Source organism: Caulobacter sp. GW821-FHT10C03, from assembly GCF_059415485.1.
On sequence record NZ_JBWKNI010000002.1, the window covers coordinates 134,844 to 147,979 of the forward strand.

Below are 13,136 nucleotides of genomic sequence, written 5' to 3' on the forward strand. Positions count from 1 at the left end.
GATACGCACACGGCGTTTCACGTGAAACGCGCCGGTCTCGACTCGCCCACAGGGCGGCTTGCGGCTATAAGTCTGGACACGCCCCCGCCGCGACGGGGGCGTTCCGCATTGAGGCGCTTCTCCCTTGTCCACTATCTCGCCCCCCAATGGCCAACAGGCCTGGGACGTCATCGTCATCGGCGGCGGTCATGCCGGCTGCGAAGCCGCCGCCGCCGCGGCGCGCACGGGTGCGCGCACCCTGCTGCTGACCCACAAACGTGAAACCGTCGGCGAGATGTCGTGCAACCCGGCCATCGGCGGTCTGGGCAAGGGCCACTTGGTTCGCGAGATCGACGCCCTCGACGGCCTGATGGGCCGCATGGCCGACAAGGCCGGCATCCAGTATCGGATGCTGAACCGCTCCAAGGGGCCCGCCGTGCGTGGCCCGCGCTCGCAGATCGACCGCAAGCTCTATCGCGAGGCCATGCAGGCCGAGCTGTTCGCCTATCCGAACCTCGACGTCATCGCCGCCGCGGCCGAAGACCTGATCGTCGAGGACGGCCAGGTGGCCGGCGCCGTGGACGGGGAGGGGAGCGTCTATCGCGCCCCCAAGGTGGTGCTGACCACCGGCACCTTCCTCAAGGGCCTGATCCACCAAGGCGAGACCCGCATCCCGGCCGGCCGCGTGGGCGACCAGCCGTCCATCGGCCTGTCCGACCGTCTCTATGGCCTGGGCTTCGACATGGGCCGCCTGAAGACCGGCACGCCTGCCCGCCTGGACGGCAAGACCATCGCCTGGGATCGCCTGGAGATGCAGGCGGCCGACGAAGAGCCCGTGCCGTTCTCGTTCCTCAACGACCGTATCGACGTGCCGCAGATCCGCTGCGGCATCACCTATACGACCGAAGAGACCCACAAGATCATCGCCGAGCGTCTGGGCGAGTCCGCCGTCTATGGCGGCCGCGCCACGGGCATCGGCCCGCGCTACTGCCCGTCGATCGAGGACAAGGTCGTCCGCTTCGCCGACAAGACCAGTCACCAGGTGTTCCTGGAGCCGGAAGGCCTGGACGACGACACCGTCTATCCGAACGGTGTCTCGACCTCGGTCTCGGCGGAGACCCAGCTCTTGTTCCTGCGCACCATTCCCGGTCTCGAGGCCGTGGAGGTGATCCGCTACGGCTATGCGATCGAATACGACTATGTCGATCCGCGCGAACTCTACGCCACGCTGGAGACCAAGCGCCTGCCGGGCCTCTATCTGGCCGGCCAGATCAACGGCACCACGGGCTATGAAGAGGCCGGCGCGCAAGGCCTGGTCGCCGGCATGAACGCCGCGCTGTCGGCGCTGGGCCGCGAGCCGGCCGTCTTCGCCCGCGACGAGGCCTATATCGGCGTGATGATCGACGACCTGGTCACACGTGGCGTGACCGAGCCCTACCGCATGTTCACCAGCCGGGCCGAGTTCCGCCTGACCCTGCGCGCCGACAACGCCGACCAGCGCCTGACCGGGCGGGGCGTCGAACTGGGCGTCGTGGGTGAAGTCCGCGCCGCCGCCTGGGAGGCCAAGGCCGCCGAACTGGCCGCCGTCCGCGCCCGCGCCCGGGCGTTGAACATGACCCCGGCCGAGGCCGTGAAAGCCGGCTTCAAGGTCAATGCCGACGGCCAGCGCCGCGACGTCCTGGCCATGCTGGCCTATCCCGACGTCGGTCTCGACGACCTGGTCCGCGTCTGGCCGGAGATCGCCGACTGGAGCCCGATGGCCCGCGAGCAGATCGAGATCGAGGCGGCCTATGCCGGCTATCTCGACCGCCAACGCGCCGACGCGGAATCCCTGCGCAAGGACGAGGACCTGCGCCTGCCGGCCGATCTCGACTACCGCGACATCGGCAGCCTCTCCAACGAGGTGCGCGAGAAGCTGATCCGTGTGAAGCCCCTGACCCTGGGCCAGGCCGCCCGCATCGAGGGGGTGACCCCCGGCGCATTGACGGCCCTGCTGGCCCACGTTCGTCGGGGTCGCGCCGCCTGATGGCCCTTCCCGAAGCGACGTCCGAACTGGTCATCGAAGCCCTCGACCCCGTCGATGCGGCCGCCTTCCAGCGGCTGACGGGGGCGAGCGACGTCCAGATCGCCGACCTGACCCGCTATCGCGAGCTGCTGGCCGAGTGGAACGCGGTGATGAACCTGGTGGGCCCGGCCTCGATGGCCGCCTATTGGAACCGCCACGCCTGGGACAGCGCCCAGCTGCTGACCTTCGCCCCCCAGGCCAAGGTCTGGGCCGACCTGGGGGCCGGCGCCGGCCTGCCCGGCGTGGTGCTGGCCATCCTGCTGAAGGACGTTCCGGGGGCCAAGGTCCACCTCGTCGAGAGCATGGCCAAGCGCTGCCGCTTCCTCGACGCCGTCTGCCGCGAACTCGACCTGCCGGTCGAGATCCACAACGCCCGCGCCGAAAGCCTGGACCTGAAGGTCCAGGTGGTCACGGCCCGGGCCTGCGCGCCGATGCCGCGCCTGTTGGAATTCGCCCAACCCTATTTCAAGCGCGGCGCGGTCGCCTGGCTCCTGAAGGGCCAGGAGGTCGCCGCCGAGATCGCCGAAGCCGAGAAGACCTGGAAGTTCGAGTCGGACGTGCGGAGCTCCAAGAGCGATCCGCGCGGCCATGTCGTGCAAATCAAGGGGCTGAGCCGTGTCCGCAAAGTCTGAGCTGAGAGTCCTGGCCGTCGCCAACCAGAAGGGTGGGGTGGGCAAGACCACCACGGCCATCAACCTGGGCACCGCCCTGGCGGCCTGCGGCGAGCGCGTGCTGCTGATCGACGCCGATCCGCAGGGCAACTGCTCGACGGGTCTGGGCATCGGCCGCCTGCAGCGCAAGAAGACGCTGTACGACGTGCTGATGGGCGAGGCGCCGGTGATCGAGGCCGCCGTCCAGACCTCGCTGCCGGGCCTGGACGTCATCCCGGCCGACGCCGACCTGTCGGGCGTCGAGCTGGAGCTGGGCCAGGTGGCCCGCCGTTCCTACCGCCTGCGCGACGCTCTGGAGCCGCTGCGCGCCAACGGGCCCTATACCTACGTGCTGATCGACTGCCCGCCGTCGCTGAACGTGCTGACGGTCAACGCCATGACCGCGGCCGACGCCGTGTTCGTGCCGCTGCAGTGCGAGTTCTTCGCGCTGGAAGGCCTGACCCAGCTGATCCGCACCATCGAGCGCGTCCGGGGCAGCCTCAATCCGCGCCTGGAGATCCAGGGCGTGGTGCTGACCATGTACGATCGCCGCAACAGCCTGTCCGAACAGGTGGCCAAGGATGTCCGGGATCACTTCGGCGACAAGGTCTATGACGCGGTCATACCGCGCAACGTCCGGGTGTCGGAGGCGCCGTCGTTCGGCAAGCCGGTGCTGCTGTACGACCTCAAATGCGCCGGATCGCAGGCCTATCTGCGCCTGGCTCGCGAGGTCATCAGCCGCGAGAAGGACCGTCAGGCCCAGGCGGCCTGATCCACAGGGTGAAGACGACCTGAGGATACGGGTCGAAGTCGTTATCGAATTTGAAGTTTCCAGGAGACGGTCGTGGTCGGTGAAGCGGGGATGTCGGAAGGCCGTCGGGGTCTGGGTCGCGGTCTGTCGGCGCTGCTGGGCGAGGTCGATGCGGCCCCCGCACAGGCGCCGGGCGACAATACCGGCGGCTCGCGCGAGGCGCCGATCGAGCTGCTGAAGCGTAATCCTGATCAGCCCCGCCGGACCTTCCGCGAGGATGACCTGGTAGAACTGGCCAACTCGATCGCCGAGAAGGGCGTGCTGCAGCCGATCCTGGTGCGGCCGGCGCCGGGCGCTCCGGGCGAGTACCAGATCGTCGCCGGCGAGCGTCGCTGGCGCGCCGCCCAGCGGGCCGGCCTCAAGACCGTGCCGATTATCGTGCGCGAGCTCGACGACCTGGCCGTGCTCGAGATCGGCATCATCGAGAACGTCCAGCGCTCGGACCTCAACATCCTCGAAGAGGCGCTGAGCTACCGCGTGCTGATGGACAAGTTCGGCCGCACCCAGGACGCGATCGCCCAGACCATCGGCAAGAGCCGCAGCCACGTGGCCAACACCCTGCGCCTGCTGGCCCTGCCGGAAGCCGTGCAACAGCACCTGGTCACCGGGGCCCTGACGGCCGGCCATGCCCGCGCCATCGCCACGGCGGCCGATCCCGGCGCCCTGGCCCAACAGGTCATCGACGGCGGCCTGTCGGTGCGCGAGACCGAGGCCCTGGCCCGCGTCGCCCAGACCGGCGACGCCACGCCGCGCGCCAAGGCCGGCGGCGCGCCCAAGGCGCCGCGCGCCAAGGACACCGACACCCAGGCCCTAGAAGCCGACCTGTCGTCGGTGCTCGGCCTCGACGTCGAGATCGACCATCGCGGCGGCGCCGGTTCGCTGATCGTCCGCTACGCGACGCTCGAGCAACTCGACGACCTCTGCAACCGCCTGACCCGGGGCGCCTGAAACAGGGCGTCTCGAGGGTCTTCTGTCACGCACGGAAGAAGGCGCGGCCGTATCCTGGGCCGCGCCGTTCGCCACAGGCGAGGGCGGGGCGGCGCTGATTTCGCTCTAAACCCTTGCTCAGCAAGGCGAAAGTGGAATTCGGACCGTCAAATCGGCCGTCCGTTTCCAGACGACTTTCCACAAGATCGACGGCGGGCCTGACGAAAAGGCTTTGCCGTTCGGAGCGAATCTCGATCTCGCGGCCCTCCGGCTTGCGGAGTTCGGTCTGGGTCCCCGCCTTCGCGGGGATGCTCGGCGTAAGACGTTACAGTCCCAGCCGCCGCGCTCGGCCGGCGATCTGCAGGGCCAGGCGCTCGGCGATCAGCTGGTCGGGCGAGCCGGAGGTCTTGCAGGCCTTGTCGGCGATCAGGATGTCCTGCTGCACGGTCAGGAGATGTTCGAGCGACCAGGCGCGGGCCTGGCGCAGAAACTCGCGCTCGGTCTTCCAGAACACGCCCGAGGCCTTGGCGGCGGCCCCTAGATCCACGCCGTTCTTGTGCAGGGTCAGGGTGCGGCGCAGACGGCCCAGATAGTAGCCCATGGCCCGCACGGCCGCCGGGCCGCCTTCACCCTCCTGGGCGGCGCGACGCAGGCCGGCCTGGGCGGGTCCGATACGGCCGCCGAAGGCGTCGGCGGCGGCGTCGCTCAGCGAAGCCTCGGGCTCGACGCCGAGAAAGTCGGTCAGGTCGGCCGGCGTGGCCACCACGCCACTGTTGGGACCAAGATACAACGCCAGCCGCTCGATCTCGGCGCGGGCCACGCCGCGCTCCTTGGGCAGGCGGTTGACGAACAGGTCCAGCGCCTCGCCGTTGAGGCTGACGCCGTCCCTGGACAGCGCATCGCGGGTCAGGCGCGCCATGTCGCCGACCTCGTCCTCGTAGCAGGGGATGACGTAGCAGCCGTTCGCCTTCTCGCCCGTCTTGCGCAGGGCCGAGTCGCGGCCCAGGGCCCCGGCCTCGACCAGGAAGAAGGCCTCGGGGTTCAGGCGGCCCTCGACATGGGCGGTGAGGGCCTCGGCGGCCTGCTTGTCGGGTCCGGCCTTCTCGCCCATCAGCCGCAGGCGCACCAGGCGCTTGCCGCCCATCATCGACAGGGCGGCCAGTTCGTCTTCCAGACGGCCCGGCTGGCTGTCGAGGTCGCCCTCGGTCAGCAGGGCGGTGTCGAAGGGATCATCAGGCCGCTCGACCACCTTGTGGGCGAGCTGGGTGGCGCGGTCGCGCACGACGCCGCGATCCTTGCCGTAGATGACGACGGCCCGGACGTCGGGGGTCGGATCCTTCAGGAACCGCTCGACGTCCTGCCGCTTGGAAAGAATGGCCACGAGGTCAGGCGGGCGCCTTGCCGGCCAGCCAGGCGGCGAGGTCCAGTTGGATCTTGCGCGCCACCTCGGCGGCGGCCCGTTCCTGGCCATCCTGCTGGGCGGCGATGGCCGCATAGGGCTGGTCGGCGGAATCGTAGGTCACCACGGCGGTCGTCTGGCCCTTGCGGACCTCCGAGCCGGTCGTGGCGTCGACCAGTTTCCAGTCGACCTTCATGTTGAGTTCGTAGCGGTTGGCCACGTTGTCGACCCGCACGCCGCGGGCGTAGCGGTTTTCCTTCACCGTGTAGGTCAGGCGGTGCGAGGGCAGGACGCTGGGATTGCGCGCCAGGGCGTCTTCCAGCTGCTCGCGCAGCAGGTAGCCGGCGCGGCCCTCGGCCGCCACCACCTCGATCGCGCCGAGCCCGCCGGTGACCCCGTGCTGGGCGTAGAGCGGGGTGAAACCGCAGGCCGAGAGGGCCAGGGTCGAGAGGAGGGCGGCGGCCGCCAGGAGACGCTTCATGGATCAGTTCGCCACGATGTTGACGATGCGGTCTTTGACCACGATCACCTTGCGGACCGTGACCCCCTCAAGGTGGGCCATGACGCCCGGATCCGCCAGAGCGATTTTCTGCACCTCGTCGTCCGGGGCGCCGGCCTTGACCTTGATCTCGCCGCGGCGCTTGCCGTTGATCTGGATCGGCAGCACGCGCTCGTCGTCGGCGGCCAGGGCCGGATCGGCCTTGGGCCAGGCGGCATCGACCACCATGCCCTCGCGGCCCAGGCGCACCCAGGCCTCTTCGGCCAGGTGAGGGGTGAACGGGGCGACCAGGCGGGCCAGGATGTCCAGGGCCTCGGCACGGGCCGCCAGCACGGCGTTGGTGGCGCCTTCAGCCGGAGCGGCCTTCAGGGCGTTCAGGAACTCGTACAGGCGCGCCACGCCGCTGTTGAAGCGGAAGCCCTCGATGCTGTCGGTGACGAAGCCGATCAGCTTGTGGGCCGCCTTGCGCAGGGCCAGGGCCGTTTCGTCGGCCTGGTCATGGGCGAAGTCGCCGGCCGGCTGGCTGTCGAACTCGTTCCACAGGCGGTGGGTGAAGCGCCAGGAGCCCTCCACGCCGCTGTTGGTCCACTGCACGTCGCGCTCGGGCGGGCTGTCGCTCATCACGAACAGGCGCGCGGCGTCGACGCCGTAGGCCTCGAAGATGTCCTCGGGGGCGACGACGTTCTTCTTGGACTTCGACATCTTCTCGATGTCGCCGATGAGGATCGGCGCGCCGGTCTTGGCGTGCTTGGCGGTGCGGCTGGCGCCCTCGGCCGTGATCACCACGTCCGACGGTTCGACCCACTCGCCGGCCTCGTTCTTGTAGGCCTCGTGGGTGACCATGCCCTGGGTGAACAGGCCCGCGAACGGCTCGTCCACCGACAGCAGGCCCTCGTCTTTCAGCGCCTTGGTGATGAAGCGGGCGTACAGCAGGTGCAGCACCGCGTGCTCGACGCCGCCGATATACTGATCCACCGGCATCCAGTGGTCGGCGCAGGCCTTGTCGATCGGCTCGGCCGCGGTCGGATCGGTGAAGCGGGCGAAGTACCAGCTGCTGTCGACGAAGGTGTCCAGCGTGTCGGTCTCGCGCTCGGCCGGGGCGCCGCACGACGGGCAATTGACGTGCTTCCAGGTCGGGTGCCGCACCAGCGGGTTGCCCGGCTTGTTGGGATCGAAGGTGACGTCCTCGGGCAGCACCACCGGCAGCTGGTCCTCCGGCACCGACACCGGGCCGCAGGCCTCGCAGTGGATGACGGGGATCGGGCAGCCCCAGTAGCGCTGGCGCGAGACGCCCCAGTCGCGCAGGCGGTAGACGGTCGCGCCCTGGCCCTGGCCGGCGGCCTCGATGCGGGCCACCGCCTCGGCCTTGGCGGCCTCGACGTCCATCCCGTCCAGGAATTCCGAGTTGAAGATCTTGCCGGGGCCGACATAGGCCTCCTTGCCGACCTTGAACTCGGCCGGATCCGCGCCCGCCGGCAGCACCACCGGCTTGACCGGCAGGTCGTACTTGCGGGCGAAGTCCAGGTCGCGCTGGTCGTGGGCCGGGCAGGCGAAGATCGCGCCGGTGCCGTAGTCCATCAGGATGAAGTTGGCGATCCAGACGGGCAGGGTGATCGACGGGTCCAGCGGGTGCTTCACCCGCAGGCCGGTGTCGCGACCCAGCTTCTCGGCGCCCTCGATGTCGGCCTCCGAAGTGCCGCCCTTGCGGCATTCGGCGATGAAGGCCTGCAGGTCGGGGTTCTCGACCGCCAGCTGCTCGGCCAACGGGTGCTCGGGGGCGATGCCCACGAAGCTGGCGCCGAACAGGGTGTCGGGACGGGTGGTGTAGACCTCCAATCCCTCGGCCAGGCCGTCGGGAGCCTCGCCATCAAACTGGAACTTGAACCGCAGCCCCTTGGACCGGCCGATCCAGTTCTCCTGCATGATGCGGACCTTCTCGGGCCAGCGATCCAGGGTCTTCAGGCCGTCGATCAGGGCGTCGGCATAGTCGGTGATGCGCAGGAACCACTGGGTCAGCTTGCGCTTCTCCACGGTCGCGCCCGAGCGCCAGCCCTTGCCGTCGATGACCTGCTCGTTGGCCAGCACGGTCATGTCGACCGGGTCCCAGTTGACCGAGGCTTCCTTGCGATAGACCAGGCCGCGCTTCAGCAGGCGCAGGAACCAGGCCTGCTGCTTGCCGTAGTATTCCGGGTCGCAGGTGGCGAACTCGCGCGACCAGTCGACCGACAGGCCCAGGGCCTTCAGCTGCTCGCGCATGGCGGCGATGTTGTCGTAGGTCCAGCCCTTGGGATGGACGCCGCGCTCCATGGCCGCGTTCTCGGCCGGCATGCCGAAGGCGTCCCAGCCCATCGGGTGCAGCACGTTGAAGCCCTGGGCGCGCTTGTAGCGGGCCACGACGTCGCCCATGGCGTAGTTGCGCACGTGGCCCATGTGGATGCGCCCCGACGGATAGGGGAACATCTCGAGCACGTAGTATTTCGGCCGCGCATCCGGGGTGATCGGCGTCAGGAACGTCTCGGCTTGCGCCCAGCGTTCACGCCACTTCGGCTCGGTGTCTTTGGGATTGTAGCGGGCCATGGAAACCAGAGATGCTTGCGGTCGATGCGCCTCGGGCGCGTTCCGCAATGGTCATAAGCGGTTTCGCGGCCAGAGTGCGCTTAAATATGGGCGCGCCTAAATATGCGAACGGGAGCCCCTTGTCGCCAGGGAGCTCCCGAAAGGCGTGCGAAGGACGAAAGGTCCTTAGTTCTTGATGTTCGAGAGGCGAAGCTGGCGCGCGCGCGTCAGGATGGCGTTCTCGATGTCGGTCGCGGTCTGGTCCGCGGCCGCCGTGTCGACCCAGGCGCCCGAAGCGTCCTTGGCCTGCTTGAAGATGGTCACGTTCAGACCATCGGCGCGCAGGCGGGTGTCGAGGATGTAGACGGTCGCCTTGAACCGCTCTTCCGGCTTTTCCGGGTTCACGTACCAGTCGGTGACGATCACGCCGCCGTACGGGTCGGCCGAGGCCAGCGGCATGAACGCCAGGGTGTCCAGCGACGCGCGCCACAGGAAGCCGTTGACGCCGATCGAGCCTTCGCTCGGGGCGGTCTTGGGCGCGCTCTTCTTGAAGAGGCCGAAGGGCTGGAAGCCCGGCTCTTCGCTCTGGGTCGTGAAGGTCTTGGGCGGCTTGTTGCTGCTGCAAGCGCCAACGCCGAGAACCGACAGCGCCAGAACGCCAGCGGCGACGCCGCGCAACACCGACCCACGCTCAAACGCCATAGTACCTTGCTCCAAATGTCTGCCGGCGCGTGCGCGCAGCCCAGGCGCGCCCCCGCAGCCGGAACGGCTCTATAGCATGGCCGCGCCGCGTCAAAACAGGAATCGCGTGACATGACCGCCACAGGCGCCGCTTGAATCGTAACCTGCGACGATCCGCGTGATCCAAGCCCTGTTGACCGCGTTGTATTCAGGCCTTTATTCGGCGTTCAGGGTGTCCGTGCCTATATAGGGTTCGGGCAGGGGTAATTTTGGGGACAGGTGTCGAGTGACGAAGGTCGCGACCCAATTCGTAATGGCAGGCGCCGCCGCCGCGCTGATCCTGACGGGATCGGCCTCGATCGCGCATGCCCAGACGAAGACCCGCACCGCGCCCGCCACCGCCGACTTCTCGGTCAAGAACGACTTCACCGGTTCGCAGGGCGCGCCCTTCAGCCCGCAAGGCCCGAAGAAGACCCTCGAATTCGACGCCCGCAAGGGCAAGTGGGGCCTCAAGCTCGACCTCGACCAGCCCGTCGGCCGCGACATGGAGCTGAAGGACGTCCAGGCCGGGGCCTACTTCAAGGTCACCCCGTCGATCCGCGTCGGCGGCGCCGTGGCCCTGGGCGAGAACAACCCCGCCGTGGCAGCCCGCAAGAACGAAACCCGCGAGCCCGCCCCGCGCGTGAAGCTCGAGACGGCGTTCAAGTTCTGATCCGAGCTTCGCGCTCGATCCCCAACCTATAAAACTCCCGTCATTCCCGCCCTTGTGGCGGGAACCCCTCGGTCAGCCGCAAGGGCGGATGGGGCGGACTGCTGAGCAGTCCGCTGGCGCTTCACCTGCGAACGGAACCAGGGTTTCCCGCCACAAGGGCGGGAATGACGGAATGAGGGGCGGCCCTAGACGCCGAACCCTTCGATCCCCGCCAGACCATAGACGCCCGCGCCGACCAGCGTGTCGGCGGTCCGCGCGTTGACGCCCCCCAAGGCATAGAAGGGCAGGGCCGTTTGCGCGGCGATCGCGGCCAGACCCTCGACCCCCAGTGGCGTCCCTGCCGAGGGGCTGTTGCTGGCAAAGACCGGAGAGACCACCAGCGCTTCGACCCCGGCCAGTTCGGCCGCCCGCGCCGCGGTCGCATCGTGCGCCGCCGCCGTCAGCCGCCAGGTCGGATGGGCCGTGCGGATTTCCGCGGCTGTCACGGCCAGCCGCTGGGGCAGGTGCACGCCGTGCGCGCCGATCGCTTCGGCCAGGGCCACATCGGCGCCGGCCAGCAGCAGCAGGCCGCGCCTTTGGGCGATCGCCGTCAGGCGCAGGCCGCGCTCGACCGCGTCGGCGGCGTCGAAGGGCCGATAGACGATGCCCGCGCCGGCCGGCAGGCGCTCGGCGACGCCTTCCGGATCGGGCGTGCGGACCGGATCGGTGAAAAACAGCAGCCGGGGCAGGGGATCGCCGGGCCAGGCCCATGGGCGAAGCCGCGCGGCCGTTCTAGAGAGGGTCTCCAGACTGTCCGTTTCCTGGTCCGCCATGTCCGAAGCCCTGATCTCCATCCAGTCCCGCATCGCCGCCGCCGCGAAGGCCGCCGGCCGCGCCGCCGACGCCGTCCAACTGGTGGCGGTGTCGAAGCTGCAGCCCTGGGACCATATCGCCCCGGTCTTCGACGGGGGCCAGCGGGTTTTCGGCGAGAACCGCGTGCAGGAGGCCAAGGAGCGCTGGAGCGCGCGTCGCGGCGAGATCGAACTGCGCCTGATCGGCCCCCTGCAGACCAACAAGGCCCGCGACGCGGTGGCCTTCTTCGACGTCATCGAGACCCTCGATCGCGAAAAGCTGGCCCGCGTGCTGGCCGACGAGGTCCAGGCCCTGGGCAAGGCCCCGCGCCTCTATGTCCAGGTCAACACCGGCGAGGAGCCGCAGAAGGCCGGGATCAACCCCGCCGACGCTGATACCTTCATCGCCGTTTGCCGAGGGACCTACGGCCTCTCCGTGGAAGGCCTGATGTGCATCCCGCCGGCAGACGAGGATCCCGCTCCGCATTTCCGCCTGCTCGCCGACATCGCCGCACGCAACGGCCTTGCGAAGCTCTCCATGGGCATGAGCGACGACTTCGAAACCGCCATCGCCTGTGGAGCCACATCGGTGCGCGTGGGTTCGGCGCTGTTCGGGACGCGGTAGAGGTTTCTCCGCTTGAGGGGGGAAGCCTCAGCGCCTGATCGCTTCTTCCCCCCGTAAAATCCCCGCGAAGGCGGGGACCCAGGCTTTTTCTGCAACCCACGACCGCTGATCCCTCTCCCCTTGCGGGAGAGGGTGGCCTGCGAAGCAGGTCGGGTGAGGGGTCTCTCAAAACTGAAAACCGCGTGCGGCGGTCAGGCCGGGCGCGATGTCCGATGTCTGAGAGACCCCTCATCCGTCGGCCTTAGGCCGCCACCTTCTCCCGCAAGGGGAGAAGGGTCGAGGGATACGCACGCTGCTCACACGGCGTAATTGAAAAAGAATTCAACCAACTCAAAGACCTACAACTTTATAACCCCAACTTATCCCCGCCTGCTCGAGCCGCCCCATAATCAAACCCATCCCAGCCATGGGGAGGGCTCTTGGTACCGGCCCGAGTTAGCGGCTGTGGATCGCATCGAGCGGGGCCGCTTGGGGCGTCATGGGAAGGGAGGGTTTGCAGGATCGCTCAGAAGGCGTGATTGGGCCGCCAGCCGTTCCGTGACGAGACAAGCGGGTCGACAGGGCCGGGATCGTTTCAAACCGGCCTAACAGGATCAGCCGAGGCGCCGCCGGATCACCGCGGGGCTATTGGTCCTGCCCGTCCGAGGGACAACCGGGTCCAGGGTTGAAAAAGCACCCGCGCCCCCGGTCCTTCGAGCCTACGGTGCGGCGGAGCGGTCAGACGAAGCCGAAACGCTAAACAACATCACGGTCTCCGGGCTCCGCCCGGCCGTTCCGCGCCTCCCCGCCAACTTTCGTGAGTTTTCACGGGAGGCCGCCGACCCGTGCCCTCTCCCGCAAGGGGAGAAGGATCACCTCACAGGGCCAGACGTCTTGAGGTCACGCCTCCGAGATCCCGATCGCATCCCCCGGCTGGGCCTTGGCCAGCAGCGTCTCGATGTCCGCCCGCGCCAGGACCACGCAGCCTTCCGTGCCCGGATATCCCTCCCGCGCCAGGTGCAGGAAGATCGCCGAGCCCATCCCCGGAACCGGCGGATCGTCGTTGTGGGCCAGGACGCCGACCAGGTCGTAGACCGAATCCTCGCGCCACATCCGCTCGGCGCTGGCCGGGTAGGGCAGTTTCACCGGTCGATTGTAGTTCGGGTCGCCGGGCGCATCGCACCAGCCGTCGTCCGGCGCGATCGGCGCGACGGGCAGGGCCGTCGCGGGGCCGTTTGGATAGACGTCGGGGCGGTAGAGCACCTTGCGGATGCTCCAGGTCCCCAGCGGGCTTCGGTTGTCGCCCTCGCGCTTGTCGGTTGCGGCGATGACGCCGGCCTTGCCGAGGGCGCAGCGCACGCTCCGGCCGTCGCCTAGATCGATCGTTCCGTCCGAATAAGCCTGGAAGATCATCGCAAACCCC

At 68.7% G+C, this 13,136-nt stretch carries 12 protein-coding genes; 6 read left to right on the forward strand and 6 right to left on the reverse strand.

Features of this window, described 5'->3' with window-relative positions:
- Nucleotides 1-133: 133 nt before the first annotated feature.
- The 4 genes from mnmG (at nucleotide 134) to AC07NG_RS02685 (ending at nucleotide 4,453) form a co-directional block, all read left to right on the forward strand.
- Nucleotides 134-2,005, forward strand: coding sequence for a tRNA uridine-5-carboxymethylaminomethyl(34) synthesis enzyme MnmG (gene mnmG / locus AC07NG_RS02670; RefSeq protein ID WP_494592327.1), 1,872 nt, complete (start codon nucleotides 134-136; stop codon nucleotides 2,003-2,005).
- Complete coding sequence (rsmG, locus tag AC07NG_RS02675; RefSeq protein ID WP_494592029.1) at nucleotides 2,005-2,676, forward strand: 16S rRNA (guanine(527)-N(7))-methyltransferase RsmG; 672 nt, start codon at nucleotides 2,005-2,007, stop codon at nucleotides 2,674-2,676. Before mnmG ends, rsmG begins: the two co-directional genes overlap by 1 nt.
- Nucleotides 2,660-3,466, forward strand: a complete 807-nt coding sequence (locus AC07NG_RS02680; RefSeq protein ID WP_110121127.1) for a ParA family protein — start codon at nucleotides 2,660-2,662, stop codon at nucleotides 3,464-3,466. The genes rsmG and AC07NG_RS02680 overlap by 17 nt, the downstream gene beginning before the upstream one ends.
- 90 nt (nucleotides 3,467-3,556) lie before the next feature.
- Entirely contained in the window at nucleotides 3,557-4,453 is an 897-nt protein-coding gene (locus AC07NG_RS02685; protein ID WP_487291662.1) for a ParB/RepB/Spo0J family partition protein, read from the forward strand.
- Nucleotides 4,454-4,757: 304 nt separating this feature from the next.
- Here AC07NG_RS02685 and holA read toward each other — a convergent pair whose 3' ends face one another.
- From holA to AC07NG_RS02705, 4 genes are all read right to left on the reverse strand, one after another.
- Nucleotides 4,758-5,807 (reverse strand): DNA polymerase III subunit delta, encoded by a 1,050-nt coding sequence (gene holA, locus AC07NG_RS02690; RefSeq protein WP_494592330.1) that lies wholly within the window; start codon nucleotides 5,805-5,807, stop codon nucleotides 4,758-4,760.
- A gap of 10 nt (nucleotides 5,808-5,817) precedes the next feature.
- Nucleotides 5,818-6,312 carry an LPS assembly lipoprotein LptE gene (gene lptE / locus AC07NG_RS02695; protein WP_494592032.1) on the reverse strand — a complete coding sequence of 165 codons (495 nt, stop codon included), beginning with the start codon at nucleotides 6,310-6,312 and terminating at the stop codon, nucleotides 5,818-5,820.
- Between the two features lie 3 nt (nucleotides 6,313-6,315).
- A complete protein-coding gene (gene leuS, locus AC07NG_RS02700; protein ID WP_494592034.1) occupies nucleotides 6,316-8,907 on the reverse strand; it encodes a leucine--tRNA ligase in 2,592 nt (863 codons plus the stop codon).
- Nucleotides 8,908-9,072: 165 nt separating this feature from the next.
- The gene (locus tag AC07NG_RS02705; protein ID WP_492854107.1) at nucleotides 9,073-9,603 is read right to left on the reverse strand and encodes a DUF3576 domain-containing protein; all 531 of its coding nucleotides are present in this window, start codon (nucleotides 9,601-9,603) and stop codon (nucleotides 9,073-9,075) included.
- A 250-nt stretch (nucleotides 9,604-9,853) separates the two neighbouring features.
- On the opposite strand from AC07NG_RS02705, the gene AC07NG_RS02710 reads away from it, so the two are divergent.
- Complete coding sequence (locus AC07NG_RS02710) at nucleotides 9,854-10,279, forward strand: NtrZ family periplasmic regulatory protein (protein ID WP_487291640.1); 426 nt, start codon at nucleotides 9,854-9,856, stop codon at nucleotides 10,277-10,279.
- A 185-nt stretch (nucleotides 10,280-10,464) separates the two neighbouring features.
- Here AC07NG_RS02710 and AC07NG_RS02715 read toward each other — a convergent pair whose 3' ends face one another.
- Complete coding sequence (locus AC07NG_RS02715; RefSeq protein ID WP_494592037.1) at nucleotides 10,465-11,091, reverse strand: thiamine phosphate synthase; 627 nt, start codon at nucleotides 11,089-11,091, stop codon at nucleotides 10,465-10,467.
- On the opposite strand from AC07NG_RS02715, the gene AC07NG_RS02720 reads away from it, so the two are divergent.
- Nucleotides 11,090-11,734 carry a YggS family pyridoxal phosphate-dependent enzyme gene (locus tag AC07NG_RS02720; RefSeq protein WP_494592039.1) on the forward strand — a complete coding sequence of 215 codons (645 nt, stop codon included), beginning with the start codon at nucleotides 11,090-11,092 and terminating at the stop codon, nucleotides 11,732-11,734. The two genes, AC07NG_RS02715 and AC07NG_RS02720, sit on opposite strands and share 2 nt — an antisense overlap.
- Before the next feature lie 879 nt (nucleotides 11,735-12,613).
- Here AC07NG_RS02720 and AC07NG_RS02725 read toward each other — a convergent pair.
- On the reverse strand, nucleotides 12,614-13,126 hold the full coding sequence (locus AC07NG_RS02725; protein WP_494592041.1) for a L,D-transpeptidase family protein: 513 nt from the start codon (nucleotides 13,124-13,126) through the stop codon (nucleotides 12,614-12,616).
- Nucleotides 13,127-13,136 lie beyond the last annotated feature (10 nt).